Raw genomic sequence first — 12,916 nt, forward strand, 5'->3', positions numbered from 1 at the left:
CGAGACACCGGTCCTGCGCGATTCGCCGCCGCGCCGCCGGCCTCCGCCGTTCGCCGTTTCCGTTCGCCGGGAGTTCGCCATGACGTTCGATCGCACCGTGCCGGGCCGCCGGCGGTTCCTGCGGCGCAGCCTGGCCGCGCTGGCGGGCGGCAGCGGATTCTTCGCGGTCCCGGCCAGCCTTTCGCTGCTGAATGCGGCGTGGGCGCAGCAGGCCGATCGTGGTGCCGACTACAAGGCGCTGGTGTGCGTGTTCCTGCTCGGCGGCAACGACGGCCACAACCTGCTCGTGCCGCGCAGCAATGCCGAGTACGCGGTCTATGCGCACCGCCGGCGCGGCCTGACGATCCCGCAGCAGCAGCTGCTGCCGATCTCGCCGCTGTCCGGCGCACCTCACGCGCTCGGGTTGCATCCGGCGGTACCGGAGCTGGCCCAGCTGTTCGAGACCCGCGCGCTGGCGCTGGTCGGCAGCGTCGGCGCGCTGCTCGAACCGGTCAGCCGCCAGGCCTACGACCAGGGCAGCGCCCGGCTCCCACCGCAGTTGTTCTCGCACAACGACCAGCAGGACTTCTGGCAGAACCTGGAAGTGCGCTCGCCGGTCGAGTCGACACCGGCGAGCGGCTGGGGCGGGCGCCTGGCCGACCTGGTCCATGCCGGACACAACCCCGGGGCGACGCTGGCGATGAACCTGTCGCTGGCCGGATCCAACCCGTTCCAGGTCGGCCGCACGACCCAGCCGCTGACGGTCGACACCGGCCCGATCCGGGCCGTCGAGAACGACCGCGATCCGGCCGCGGCAGCCGCGTTCGAGGCGTTCCTGGCGCAGCCCCAGGTCAACCTGCTGGCCGACACCTACCGGCGCACGATCAAGGGGGCGATCGACGACTACCGCACCCTGCAGGCCGTACTGGCGGCCGCTCCACCGCTGGCGACGGTGTTTCCGGGGCCGCCCGCGATCGGCGCGCCGGCGGCCGACGGCTTCGCCTATGCGCTGGGCAGCCAGCTGCGGCGTGCGGCGGAGCTGATCGCCGTGCGCGAGGCGCTGGGGCATCGCCGCCAGATCTTCTTCTGCGCGCTCGGCGGATTCGACACGCACGACCTGCAGATGACCGACCAGCCGCAGCTGCTGGCCGGACTGTCGCGCGCGTTGCACGCGTTCTACCAGGCCACGGTGGACCTCAGGGTGGCCGATCGCGTCACCACGTTCGCCGCATCGGAATTCGGGCGCTCGTTGACCAGCAACGGCGACGGCTCCGATCACAGCTGGGGCAATCACCTGTTCGTGCTCGGTGGCGCGGTGGAAGGCCGGCGGGTCTTCGGGAACATCCCGGACCTGGCTCTGGGCAGTGCCGATTTCGCCGGCGACGGCAACCTGATCCCGCGCGTGGCGGTCGATCAGTACGGTGCGACGCTGGCGCGCTGGTTCGGCGTCGATGCCGCCAGCCTGCCGTTGCTGTTCCCGAACCTGCAGGCCTTCGGCCAGTCGGACCTGGGCTTCCTGCGGCCGGGGTGAGCGGCGTCAGCCGCGTACCAGGGCGCCGCTGAGCACGTCGCGGATCTCGGTCGGCTGGTCGCGTCCTCCGAGCGGGCCGTCGACGATCGCCTGCAGCGCGGTGCCGAACGCCGCCCGGACCTCGGCGGCGCTGCGGGCCGGTGCCTGGCCGTGGCGGTTGGCGCTGGTCGAGACCAGTGCTGCGCCGAAGCGCCGGCACAGGTGCGCGGCGATCGGGTGGGCGGTGACCCGCAGGGCGATGCCCGCGTGTGCGCCGCGGATCCAGGCCGGTGCCGCCGGGCCGGCGGGGAACACCCAGGTGTACGGACCGGGCCAGGTCGCCTGCGCGCGGGCCATCGCGTCGACGGGGACCGCGGCGAGGTCGGCGTAGGCCATGACCTGGTCGAGATCGGCGCCGATCAACAGTACCCCCTGCGTTGCCGGCCGGCGCTTGAGCGCGAACAGCCGGGCGCAGGCGTCGCGGTCGCGCGGATCGCAGCCGAGGCCGTAGACCGCCTCGGTCGGGTAGGCGACGAGGCCGCCGCCGCGCAACGCGGCAACGGCCTGCTCGACAGCGGCGTCCACGACGTCGATCCGACGACCGGTGGGGCCGGCTTCAGCCGGCCGGTACCTTCTTGGCAGCGGCCTTCTTGGCCGGTGCCTTCTTGGCGGTGGTTTTCTTGGCCGCCTTCTTGGCCGCGGTCTTCTTGGCGGGCGCCTTCTTCGCCGCTGCCTTCTTCACCGCGGCCTTGGCCGGTGCTTCGGGCTTCGGCTCGACCTTCTTCGGTTCGGCCTTCTTGGCTGCCTTGCCGAAGCGGCCGCCCCGCTTGGGCCGGTCCGGCGCCGCCGCCAGCAGCTCGCTGCATTCGGCCAGCGTCAGCGAGGCGGGCTCGCGATCCTTGGGGATGCGCGCGTTCTTGGCGCCGTCGGTGATGTACGGGCCGTAGCGGCCGTTGAGCACCTGGATGCCGTTGCCGAAGTCCCGGATGATGCGGTTGGCCGCCGCCTCGAGCTTCTCGCGGATCAGCATCTTGGCGTGTTCGAGGTCGATCGTGTACGGATCGTCCTCCTTCTTCAGCGAGGCGTAGAGCGATCCGTGCTTGACGAACGGACCGAAGCGGCCGACGCCGACGGTGATGTCCTCGCCGTCCTCGGCAGTGCCGAGCACGCGCGGCAGCTTGAACAGCTCCAGCGCCTCGGCCAGCGTGATCGTATGCATGCTCTGGCCGGTCCGCAGCGACGCGAACTTGGGCTTGTCGGCGTCGTCCTTGGTGCCGATCTGCGCGAACGGCCCGTAGCGGCCCAGGCGCACCTGGACCGGCTTGCCGCTGACCGGATCGGTGCCCAGCTCGCGCGCGCCGGTGGCTTCGGAGCGATCGACGCTCTCGTTCTTGTCGTCGACCTGGGCCTTGAACGGCTTCCAGAACTTCTCCAGCAGCGGCACCCAGTCCTCCTCGCCGCGGCTGACCGCGTCGAGCTCGTCCTCGAGGCGCGCGGTGAAGTCGTAGTCGACGTACTGGGTGAAATGGCCGGACAGGAACTTGGCGACGGCGCGGCCGACGTCGGTCGGCCGGAAGCGCCGGCTTTCGAGGATCACGTACTCGCGGTTCTGCAGCACCTGGATGATGCTGGCGTAGGTCGACGGGCGGCCGATGCCGTATTCCTCCAGCGCCTTGACCAGCGAGGCTTCCGAGTAGCGCGGCGGCGGCTCGGTGAAGTGCTGGTCGGTGGTGATGGCGGCCAGCGGCACCGCTTCGCCGATCGTCATCTTCGGCAGCTTGCGGCCCTCGTCCTCGTCCTCGGCGTTCTTCTGGTCGCGGCCTTCCTCGTAGACCGCGAGGAAGCCCGGGTCGACCACGGTCGTGCCGCTGGCGCGGAACATCGACTCGCCGCCGGCGTCGAGGTCGACGCTGACGGTGTTCAGCGTCGCGTGCTGCATCTGGCTGGCGAGCGCGCGCTTCCAGATCAGCTCGTAGAGCTTGCGCTGCTCGTCGCTGAGGTACTGCGCCACGTCCTTGGGGCGATGCGAGGCCGAGGTCGGCCGGATCGCCTCGTGCGCTTCCTGCGCGTTCTTGGACTTGTTGCGGTAGACGTGCGGCTGCTCGGGCAGTGCGCGTGCGCCGTAGTCGCGGCCGATCACCTCGCGCAGCTCGGTGATCGCGTCGGCCGACAGCGACACCGCGTCGGTACGCATGTAGGTGATCAGGCCGACCACGCCCTCGTCGCCCAGCGCGACGCCTTCGTACAGCTGCTGCGCCAGGCGCATCGTGCGGCTGGTGGTGAAGCCGAGCTTGCGCGCGGCCTCCTGCTGCAGCGTCGAGGTCGTGAACGGCGGCGACGGACGGCGCTTGCGTTCCTTGGACTCGACGTTGGCGACCACCAGCCGACCCTGGGCCGAGCGCTCCAGCGCGCTGCGCGCGGCCTGGGCATCGGTCTCGTTGGTCAGGTCGAACTGCTCGAACTTCTTGCCCCGCAGGGTCAGCAGGCGTGCCTTGAAGGCCTGGTCCGGATGCGCGCACTCGGCCTCGATCGACCAGTACTCGCGCGCCTTGAAGGCTTCGATCTCCTCCTCGCGCTCGGCGATCATGCGCAGCGCCGGGGACTGCACGCGGCCGGCCGACAGGCCGCGCTGCACCTTGCGCCACAGCACCGGCGACAGGTTGAAGCCGACGAGGTAGTCCAGGGCGCGCCGCGCCTGCTGCGCGTTGACCAGGTCCATCGACAGCCGGCGCGGGTTGGCGACGGCCTCCTTGATCGCCCGCGGCGTGATCTCCGAGAACACCACCCGGTGCAGCGTCTTGCCGTCGAGCAGGTTGCGCTGCTTGAGGATCTCGGCGATGTGCCAGGAGATCGCCTCGCCTTCGCGATCCAAGTCGGTCGCCAGGTAGAGCGAGTCGGCCTTGGCGGCGGCCTTGGCGATCGCGGCGACGTGCTTTTCGTTCTTGTCGATCAGCTCGTAGTTCATCCGGAACTGCTGGTCGGGATCGACGGCACCCTCCTTCGGCACCAGGTCGCGCACGTGTCCGTAGGAAGCGAGAACCTCGAAGTCCTTGCCGAGGTATTTGTTGATCGTCTTGGCCTTGGCGGGCGACTCGACGATGAGCAGGTTCTTGGCCATGTAGTGTCCTGTCGCGCCGTCCTGGCGCGGCGTAACCGCGCGGTATCCGGACCGTGCGGAAGCGATTGTCGGGGGAGGGCTGCGGTCCGGCAGGGACCGCTCTCTCTATTCAGTGGAAACACGCCGGCTCCGGACTGTCAAGCCCGAGGCTTCGACCGGACGGTTAAAATGTGAGTTTCTTCAATAAGATGCGGCATGCTTCGCGGTTCTAGGGCGGCATCTGCCGCGAATAGACGCCGCCGGAGCCGGCATCCACCTCGCCTTCCAGTTCCAGCACCAGCAGCATCGAGGACAGCGCCGGCACCGGCAGGCCGGTGCGCAGGGCCAGTTCGTCGATCGTGACCGGGTCATGGCCGAGGGCGCCGAGCAGGTTGTGATAGTCCGGGTCGCTGCGCCGGCCGGCCGGGGCCGGCGCAGCCGGCGGCGCCGCCAGCGAGGCAGCGGCCAGGCGCCCGCGCAGGCGGTCGCCCAGCTCGCCGGCCAGTGGCGCCAGCTCGCCGATCAGCTCCTCGACCGTCTCGGTCAGCTTGGCGCCGTCGCGGATCAGCTGGTGGCAACCGCGCGCGAGCGGATTGTGGATCGACCCGGGAATCGCGAACACCTCGCGGCCTTGCTCCATCGCGTAGCGGGCAGTGATCAGCGAGCCGGACTTGATGCCGGCCTCCACCACCAGGGTGCCCAGCGACAGGCCGGCGATGATGCGGTTGCGGCGCGGGAAGTGCTCCGGCCGGCCGGTGGTGCCCGGCGGGAACTCGGTCACCAGGACGCCCGCGGCGGCGATGCGGCCCGCCAGTTCGCGGTGCTGGCGCGGATACAGGCGGTCCGGGCCGGTGCCGAGCACCGCGATCGTGCAGCCCCCGGCGTCGAGCGCGGCGGCGTGCGCGGCACCGTCGATGCCCTCGGCCAGGCCGCTGGTGACGGTGAAGCCGGCCCCGGCCAGTGCCCGGGCGAAGCTGCGGGCGGTGGCCAGTCCGCCGGCGCTGGCGTTGCGGCTGCCGACGACGGCCACCTGCGGCATCCACAGCCGTGTCGGCTCGCCGACCACGAACAGCGCGATCGGCGCACCGGGGATGTCGCGCAGCAGCGGCGGGAAGTCCTCGTCGTCGGCGACGAGCAGGTGATGCTGGGGAGCGGCCAGCCAGGCGCGGTCGGCCGCGATCGCCGCCGCATCGGGGGCGCGTGCCCAGGCGCAGGCCGCCTCGCCGATGTCCTCGCCGCCGCGCCGGACCGCCTCCAGGGCATCGGCCACGCGGCCGTGCCGGTCCAGCAGCCGTCGCAGGCGCGCCGCACCGAGGCCCGGTGCGCGCACCAGGGTCAGCCAGGCTTCCGTATCGACGGTGTTCGCGTCCATGCCGGGCAGTCTACGAAACGCCCGTCGCACGAAGCGCGACGCGCTGCCCGGTTGCGAAGGTCGTGCAGGGTGCGCCGCCGGGCGGCGAGGCGCCCGGCGGGCCGGAACCGGCTAGGGGGTCGAATCCGGATCGTGCAGCCAGTCGCCCAGCCGGATCGGCTTGACCGTATCCATGACCAGGCCGTAGCTGACCTGGTCGAACGTCCGGAACACCAGCACGTGGCCGACGAACTCCGGCGGCAGCTGCACCTTGGCGTCCTTCGGATTGAAGAACCTGCGCGTGCTGCGGTCGGGGTAGTCGGTGCGGTCGGTCACCGTCTCGCCGCTGTGGTAGATCGAGTAGACCTGGCCGTTCTCGACGCCGTTCTCGGCGCCGCGCGACAGCGCGACGACCTGCTTGGGGCCGACCGCGTTGAGGGCATCGGTGAACGCGACGACGCGCATGCCGTCCGGGACCTCGCCCGGCGGATGCGGGACGTACTCGTCGTCGTAGGGGCGGTCCTCGAACGGCAGCACGAAGTCGCCGGGGCGGACCTCGAAATCGGCCTCGCCGACCAGGACCGAGGCCGGGTCGCCGGCGCGCGTGACTTCGACCGTGGCGTAGTCGAGCACCTCGTAGCCGAGGAAGCGCACGCGGCCCTTCAGCGAGATCTGGTGCGGGCCGTCACGCCAGAGCAGGGCGCGGCGCCCGTCGCGGGTGTCGCGCTCCTGGCGGTTGAGCACCTGCGGATCGCCCTTCACGTCCGGCGGCGTGTCGTAGTAGCGGCCGATCGGGCGTACCAGCGCCAGCTTCTGGCCCGGCTGGGCGTCCAGGCCGCGGACGTAGACCAACTGGCCGCTGGTGCCGCGCAGGCGATCCTCCTCGATGCCGACGACGTGCGGCGCGTTGCGCAGCTGTTCGTCGCTGAGGATGCGGGTATGGGTCAGGAACTGCTTGAGGTCCGACAGCGGGATCGGCGGAATCGCCTGGTCCAGCGGCGTGGCGCGCGCACGGATCGAGGACAGCGCCGGGCCGCCCGAGCCGATACCCAGGACCAGCTCGTCGCCGGGATAGATCAGGTGCGGATTGCGGACCTGCGGATTGACCTGCCAGATTTCCGGCCAGAGCCAGGGCTTCTTCAGGAAACGCGCGGAAATGTCCCAGAGCGTGTCGCCTTTCTTGACCGTATAGCGAGCCGGGTGCTGGTCGGCCAGCTCCACGGTCGCGGCATAGGCGGCGAATGCGACCAGCAATCCAGCCGCAACCGGAAGTAGTTTTTTAAGCATGGCGGCCAATTACCTGATTCCCCAATGGCGGCGCGAGTGTAGCCCAATTGTTCAGGGTGGAGAATTGACGAGGTTCCCGAAATCGAAACGGGGTTTGCGATCGCGCGCAAAGCCGGCAAAATGCGGCTATCCGGCCGTTCCCGATCCGTTCGCACCCTTGCGGACCGGCGTTTTCGCCCGCATATGCCCGAATCGGAGCACCCAACGCGTATGAGCCTGCTGACGATCCTCGAATTTCCCGACCCGCGGTTGCGCACCCGTGCCCAGCCGGTGACGGAGTTCGGCCCGGCCCTCAAGCGTCTGGTCGCGGACATGTTCGAGACGATGTACGCCGCACCGGGCATCGGGCTGGCCGCGACCCAGGTCGACGTCCACCGGCAGCTGCTGGTCATCGACATCTCCGACACCAAGGACCAGCCGCTGGTCCTGATCAATCCGCGCATCGTCGCGCGCGAAGGCAGCCAGACCTACCAGGAGGGCTGCCTGTCGGTGCCCGGCATCTATGCCGACGTCGATCGCGCGGACCGCGTCCGCGTCGAGGCGCAGGACGTCGACGGCGGCGCGCTGGAGATCGAGGCCGACGGCCTGCTCGCCGTCTGCATCCAGCACGAGATGGATCACCTGGCCGGCAAGCTGTTCGTCGACTACCTCTCGCCGCTCAAGCGCGAGCTGGTGCGCAAGAAGCTCGAGAAGCAGCGGCGCCACACGGCCGCGCCGGCCGCTGTCGCCAGCGCCTAGGCCCGTCCATGGCCGACCGTCTGCGCCTGGTGTTCGCCGGAACACCGGATTTCGCCGTTCCCTGCCTCCAGGCCTGCCTGCGCAGCGACGGGGATGTCGTCGCCGTCTACACCCAGCCGGACCGCCCGTCCGGCCGCGGCCGCCAGCTCGCCGCCAGTCCGGTCAAGCGGGCCGCCGCGGCGGCCGGCATTCCCGTGCTGCAGCCCGAGACCCTGCGTGACCCGGAGGCGCAGGCGCGCCTCGCCGCGCTGCGGCCGGACCTGCTGGTGGTGGTCGCCTACGGCCTGATCCTGCCGCGCAAGGTGCTGGCGCTGCCGCGCCTGGGCTGCTGGAACGTGCACGCCTCGCTGCTGCCGCGCTGGCGTGGTGCCGCACCGATCCAACGCGCCCTCCTGGCCGGCGACCGCGAGACCGGCGTGGGCCTGATGCAGATGGAGGCGGGACTGGATACCGGACCGGTCCTGCTCGAGCGGCGCACGCCGATCGCCGCGGACGACACCGGCGGCAGCCTGCACGACCGGCTGGCGGCGCTCGGGGCCGAGCTCCTCGCCGCGGGCCTGGCGCGTCTGGGCGCCGGCCCGGCGCTGGTGGCCACCGCGCAGCCCGAGGACGGCGTGACCTATGCCCACAAGCTCGACAAGGCCGAGGCGCGCCTGGACTGGCAGCGGCCGGCCATCGAACTGGAACGTACCGTGCGCGCCTTCGATCCCTGGCCGGTCGCCGAGGCCGAGATCGGCGGCGAACGGCTGCGCATCTGGTCGGCGCAGGCGCGGCCCGGCCGGGCGGATGCCGTGCCGGGCCAGGTGCTGGCGGCCGCTGCCGACGGCCTGGACATCGCCTGCGGCGAGGGCACGCTGCGCATCCTGGACGTCCAGCGCGCCGGCGGCCGCCGCATCACGGTGCGCGACTACCTCAACGCGCGCCCCGAATTGAAATCCGCTGCGAGCCCGCCGGCGTGAGCGCCGGCGCCGCGTTGCGCGCGGAGGCGGCGCGGGCCCTGGCGCGGGTCGCGCTGGACGGTGCCTCATTGCGGGTCGAGCTGGCCGCGACGGCTGCGCGGGTCGCCGACCCGCGCGATCGCGCGCTGCTGGCCGCGCTGCTGTTCGAGGCGTCCCGCGGCTGGCTGCGCTGGGATGCCGCCGTCGGCACGATGCTCGAGAAGCCGCTGCCGGCCAGGGCACGCGAGCTGCGCGCGCTGCTGGTGCTCGGGGTGGTCCAACTGGCGGTGCTGGCGCTGCCGGCCTATGCCGTGGTCGCCGCCTGCGTCGATGCCGCCCGCGTGCTCGGGCAGCCGCGCCATGCCGGGCTGGTCAATGCCCTGCTGCGACGCTTCCTGCGCGAGCGTGCGGCGATCGAGGCCCGGCTCGATCGCGATCCGGTGACGCGCCATGCGCATCCGCGCTGGCTGATCGACGCGATCGGGCGTGACTGGCCGGACCAGGCCGAGGCGATCCTCGCCGCCAACAACCGGCAGGCGCCGCTGACGCTGCGCGCCAACCGCCGACGCGTCGAGCCCGCTGCGCTGCTGGCGCGTCTTGCCGAGGCCGGCATCGCCGCCGAGCGGCAGGCGGACCTCGCCGAGAGCCTGCTGCTGGACCAGAGCCAGGACGTGACGCGGCTGCCCGGCTACGCCGAGGGCCTGTTCTCGGTGCAGGACGGCGCCGCACAGCGGGTGGCCGATCTGCTCGACCTGCGCGACGGCCTGCGCGTGCTCGATGCCTGCGCCGCACCGGGCGGCAAGGCCGCACACGTGCTCGAGCGCGCCACCGTCGACCTGCTCGCGCTGGACCGCGATCCGGCGCGCCTGCCGCGGATCGCGGACAACCTGGCGCGGCTCGGGCTGGCGGCCACCGTGCGCGCCGGCGACGCCACCACGCCCGCGGCGTGGTGGGACGGCCAGGCGTTCGACCGCATCCTGGTCGACGCGCCGTGCTCGGCGACCGGCATCGTCCGCCGCCAGCCGGACATCAAGCTGCACCGGCGGGCGGCCGACGTCGCACCGCTGACGGCGATCCAGCTCGGACTGCTCGAGGCGCTGTGGCCGTTGCTGGCGCCCGGCGGGCGCCTGGTCTACGCAACCTGCTCGATGCTGCGCGCCGAGAACGAAACCGTACTGGCGCAATTCCTGGACCGCCACGACAATGCGAAGGCACTGCCGGTCCCGGAACGCTTCGGCGTCGCTGCCGGCGTGGGGCGGCAGAACCTGCCGGGGGCGGACGGCATGGACGGTTTCTTCTATGCGGCGGTCGAGAAACATCGTTAGCGCGGGACTGCTGGCGCTGCTGCTGGCAGGCTGCACGCTGCTCGACGAGCAGACGCCCGGGGAGCTGGCCGTGCGCGGTGCGCGCGTGCAGGCCACCGTGGACGGCGCGATGCTGGAACTGGCGCTCGACTGCCGGCTCAGCGGCCCGATGAGCGACGCCCTCGACCGCGGCATTCCGCTGACGCTCAAGGTGGAGCTGAAGTCGCCGCAGGCGGCCTTGCTCCGGCGCGTGGAACTGCGCTACTTCCCGCTGTCGCGCCGCTACCTGGTGCGCGACCCGGACAGCGGCCGCGTACTGCGCAGCTATGCCGCATCGGCCGCCCTGCTCGACGGCCTGCGCGCGCTGCACCTGCCGCTGGGGCGGGACGGCTCGCGCCTGACCGGCCCGGAACTGCGCGTGCGCATCGGCCTGGAGCGCTCGGCCCTGCCCGGGCCGCTGCGGCTGCCGGCGCTGTTCGAGCCGGCCTGGCACCTGCGTTCACCGGAGTACGCATGGACTACCGACGCGGGCTGACGTTCTTCTGGCGCCGCCTGTTGCCGGCCGTCGCGGTGCTGGCGCTGCTGCTCGGCTCGCTGAAGCTGGCCGAGGAGGCCACCGGCGGCAACGCGGCGCTGGCGCGCCAGTATCCGTGGGTACTCGGCGGCGCGCTGCTGGCCCTGGTCGTGCTGACGGTGGCCATCGGCCACCGGCTGTGGCGGTTGCGCGCGGACCTGGCGCGCGACGCGCCGGGCGCGCGGCTGGCGCGGCGCCTGCTGATCATGCTGGTGCTGCTGGCGGTGCCGCCGGTGGTGGTCGTCTACGGCTTCGCGTTGCGCTTCCTCAATGCGACCGTCGACACCTGGTTCAACCTGCCGCTGGAGCGTTCGCTGGACGACGCGCTGGAGATCGCGCGCATCGTCGTCGAGGAGCGGCTGCAGACGGCCGAGCTCGATACCGGCCTGGTCGCGCGCGATCTGGAGGGCATGCCCGAAGGGGACCTGCAGACGGCCGTCGATAACGCCATCGACCGGCTCGACGCGCTCGAGCTGACCGTCTTCGGCGGCGATCGCCGCATCCTGGCGACCGCCAGTTCCGATCCGCGCTTCCTCGATCCGCCGTTGCCGGACGCGGCCCTGCTGCTGCGGCTGTCGGCCGAGGGCCGCTACGCGGCGTCCGAGCCGCTCGGCGACCTGCTGGCGCTGCGCGTGGTGCTGCGCGTCGGCGGCACGCGGCCCGGCGGCGAGCGGCTGCTGCAGGCGCTGTTCGCGCTGCCCGACCGGCTGCAGCCGCTGACCCGCAGCGTGGAGACCGCCACGTTCCAGTACCAGCAGCTGAAGTTCCTGCGCGGCTCGCTGAAGCTGACGTTCGCCCTGATCCTGAGCTTCGTGCTGCTGCTGTCGGTGCTGTTCGCGGTGCTGGCGGCCTTCGGCGTGGCACGCCGCCTGGTGGCGCCGGTCGGCCGCCTGGTCGCCGCCACGCGTGCGGTCGGTGCGGGCCGCTACGACACGCCGCTGCCGCCGGCCAGCAACGACGAGCTGGGCTTCCTGGTGCGCTCGTTCGCGCAGATGACGCGCGAGCTGGAGCTGGCCGGCGCACACGCGCGCAGCAGCGCGCAGGAATCGGAGCAGCAGCGCGGCTGGCTGGAGGCGGTGCTCGAGCGGCTGTCGGCCGGCGTGCTCGGCTTCGACCGCGACGGCAGCCTGCGCATCGCCAACCATGCCGCCGAGACGATCCTCGGCGTCAACCTGTCGCGCGCCAGCGGCCGCTCGCTGGCCGACATCCGCCGCCAATGGCCGCAACTGGCCGGATTCATCGAGCCCTTGGCGCGGCATCTGCGCGAGCGCCTGCGCGAATGGCGCGAGGAACTGGTCATCGAGACCGACGGCGGCCGCCGCGTGCTGATGCTGCGCGGCGCGGCGCTGCCGGGCGATGCCGGCTTCGTCGCGGTGTTCGACGACCTCACCGTGCTCAACCGCGCCGAGCGCGATGCCGCCTGGGGCGAGGTCGCGCGCCGGCTGGCGCACGAGGTCAAGAACCCGCTGACGCCGATCCAGCTGGCGGCCGAGCGGCTGCGCCGGCGGTTCCTGGGACGCATGCCGGCCGACGACAGCGAGCTGCTCGACCGCGCCACGCATACCATCGTCAGCCAGGTCGAGGCGCTCAAGACGATGGTCAACGCGTTCGGCGACTACGCGCGCCCGCAGCAGCTCTCGACGCGGCCGATCGCGCTGCACGCGCTGCTGGACGAGGTGCTGGACCTCTACGCCAACGACCAGCGCATCGCGCTGACGCGCGACCTGGCCGAGGGCGAACCGCTGGTGCGTGCCGACGCGGTGCGTCTGCGCCAGGCCCTGCACAACCTGCTCAAGAACGCGCTCGAGGCGGTCGGCGAGGAGATCAAGCCGCAGATCCAGGTCGCCACCCGCACGCTGCACGCGGACGGCGGCGACTGGGTCGAGCTGACGGTGGCGGACAACGGGCCCGGGCTGCCGCCGGACTTCGGCGAGCGCTGGTTCGAGCCGTACACGACCAGCAAGGAGAAAGGCACCGGCCTGGGGCTGGCCGTGGTCAAGAAGATCGCCGAGGAGCACGGCGGCAGCGTCCGCGCGGTCAATCGCGAACGCGGCGGCGCGGAATTCGTGCTGCGGCTGCCGCTCGAGGCCGTCTAGCACGGCGCCTGCACCACCCGGCCCGGGAAGCACCCGGGGCCG

Annotated in this window: 10 protein-coding genes; 6 read left to right on the forward strand and 4 right to left on the reverse strand. The window is 71.9% G+C overall.

The annotated features are described in order from the left end of the window. The first annotated feature begins 79 nt into the window (after window positions 1–79). Window positions 80–1,510 carry a DUF1501 domain-containing protein gene (locus I596_RS02115; protein ID WP_067643492.1) on the forward strand — a complete coding sequence of 477 codons (1,431 nt, stop codon included), beginning with the start codon at window positions 80–82 and terminating at the stop codon, window positions 1,508–1,510. Window positions 1,511–1,516: 6 nt separating this feature from the next. On the opposite strand, the gene tsaC is transcribed toward I596_RS02115, so the two are convergent. The 4 genes from tsaC to I596_RS02135 form a co-directional block, all read right to left on the reverse strand. Continuing rightward, window positions 1,517–2,074, reverse strand: coding sequence for an L-threonylcarbamoyladenylate synthase type 1 TsaC (gene tsaC / locus I596_RS02120; RefSeq protein WP_083965305.1), 558 nt, complete (start codon window positions 2,072–2,074; stop codon window positions 1,517–1,519). A 31-nt stretch (window positions 2,075–2,105) separates the two neighbouring features. Further along, window positions 2,106–4,607, reverse strand: a complete 2,502-nt coding sequence (locus tag I596_RS02125; RefSeq protein ID WP_067643498.1) for a DNA topoisomerase I — start codon at window positions 4,605–4,607, stop codon at window positions 2,106–2,108. 208 nt (window positions 4,608–4,815) lie between these two features. Further along, complete coding sequence (gene dprA, locus I596_RS02130; RefSeq protein ID WP_067643501.1) at window positions 4,816–5,958, reverse strand: DNA-processing protein DprA; 1,143 nt, start codon at window positions 5,956–5,958, stop codon at window positions 4,816–4,818. A gap of 111 nt (window positions 5,959–6,069) precedes the next feature. Next, entirely contained in the window at window positions 6,070–7,191 is a 1,122-nt protein-coding gene (locus I596_RS02135) for a LysM peptidoglycan-binding domain-containing protein (RefSeq protein WP_223303901.1), read from the reverse strand. 243 nt (window positions 7,192–7,434) lie between these two features. Between I596_RS02135 and def the strand changes: the two genes are divergently transcribed. From def to I596_RS02160, 5 genes are read left to right on the forward strand one after another with little or no spacing between them, the layout of a single operon-like run. Beyond that, window positions 7,435–7,962 carry a peptide deformylase gene (def, locus tag I596_RS02140; RefSeq protein ID WP_067643511.1) on the forward strand — a complete coding sequence of 176 codons (528 nt, stop codon included), beginning with the start codon at window positions 7,435–7,437 and terminating at the stop codon, window positions 7,960–7,962. An 8-nt stretch (window positions 7,963–7,970) separates the two neighbouring features. Further along, window positions 7,971–8,921, forward strand: coding sequence for a methionyl-tRNA formyltransferase (gene fmt / locus I596_RS02145; protein ID WP_190278963.1), 951 nt, complete (start codon window positions 7,971–7,973; stop codon window positions 8,919–8,921). Further along, window positions 8,918–10,225: a 16S rRNA (cytosine(967)-C(5))-methyltransferase RsmB gene (gene rsmB, locus I596_RS02150; RefSeq protein WP_190278964.1), complete on the forward strand. Its 1,308-nt coding sequence runs from the start codon at window positions 8,918–8,920 to the stop codon at window positions 10,223–10,225. Before fmt ends, rsmB begins: the two co-directional genes overlap by 4 nt. Then, complete coding sequence (locus I596_RS02155; RefSeq protein ID WP_067643514.1) at window positions 10,200–10,739, forward strand: DUF4390 domain-containing protein; 540 nt, start codon at window positions 10,200–10,202, stop codon at window positions 10,737–10,739. Before rsmB ends, I596_RS02155 begins: the two co-directional genes overlap by 26 nt. Further along, window positions 10,718–12,874, forward strand: a complete 2,157-nt coding sequence (locus tag I596_RS02160) for a sensor histidine kinase (RefSeq protein ID WP_067643517.1) — start codon at window positions 10,718–10,720, stop codon at window positions 12,872–12,874. The genes I596_RS02155 and I596_RS02160 overlap by 22 nt, the downstream gene beginning before the upstream one ends. Window positions 12,875–12,916: the final 42 nt, after the last annotated feature.

This window comes from Dokdonella koreensis DS-123 (genome assembly GCF_001632775.1).
Taxonomy (GTDB): Bacteria; Pseudomonadota; Gammaproteobacteria; order Xanthomonadales; family Rhodanobacteraceae; genus Dokdonella; species Dokdonella koreensis.

Coding starts and splice junctions, on each gene's coding strand:
- def (WP_067643511.1), top strand. CDS start 7,435: ATGAGCCTGCTGACGATCCTCGAATTTCCCGACCCGCGGTTGCGCACC.
- I596_RS02125 (WP_067643498.1), bottom strand. CDS start 4,607: ATGGCCAAGAACCTGCTCATCGTCGAGTCGCCCGCCAAGGCCAAGACG.
- I596_RS02155 (WP_067643514.1), top strand. CDS start 10,200: ATGCGGCGGTCGAGAAACATCGTTAGCGCGGGACTGCTGGCGCTGCTG.
- fmt (WP_190278963.1), top strand. CDS start 7,971: ATGGCCGACCGTCTGCGCCTGGTGTTCGCCGGAACACCGGATTTCGCC.
- I596_RS02115 (WP_067643492.1), top strand. CDS start 80: ATGACGTTCGATCGCACCGTGCCGGGCCGCCGGCGGTTCCTGCGGCGC.
- dprA (WP_067643501.1), bottom strand. CDS start 5,958: ATGGACGCGAACACCGTCGATACGGAAGCCTGGCTGACCCTGGTGCGC.
- I596_RS02160 (WP_067643517.1), top strand. CDS start 10,718: ATGGACTACCGACGCGGGCTGACGTTCTTCTGGCGCCGCCTGTTGCCG.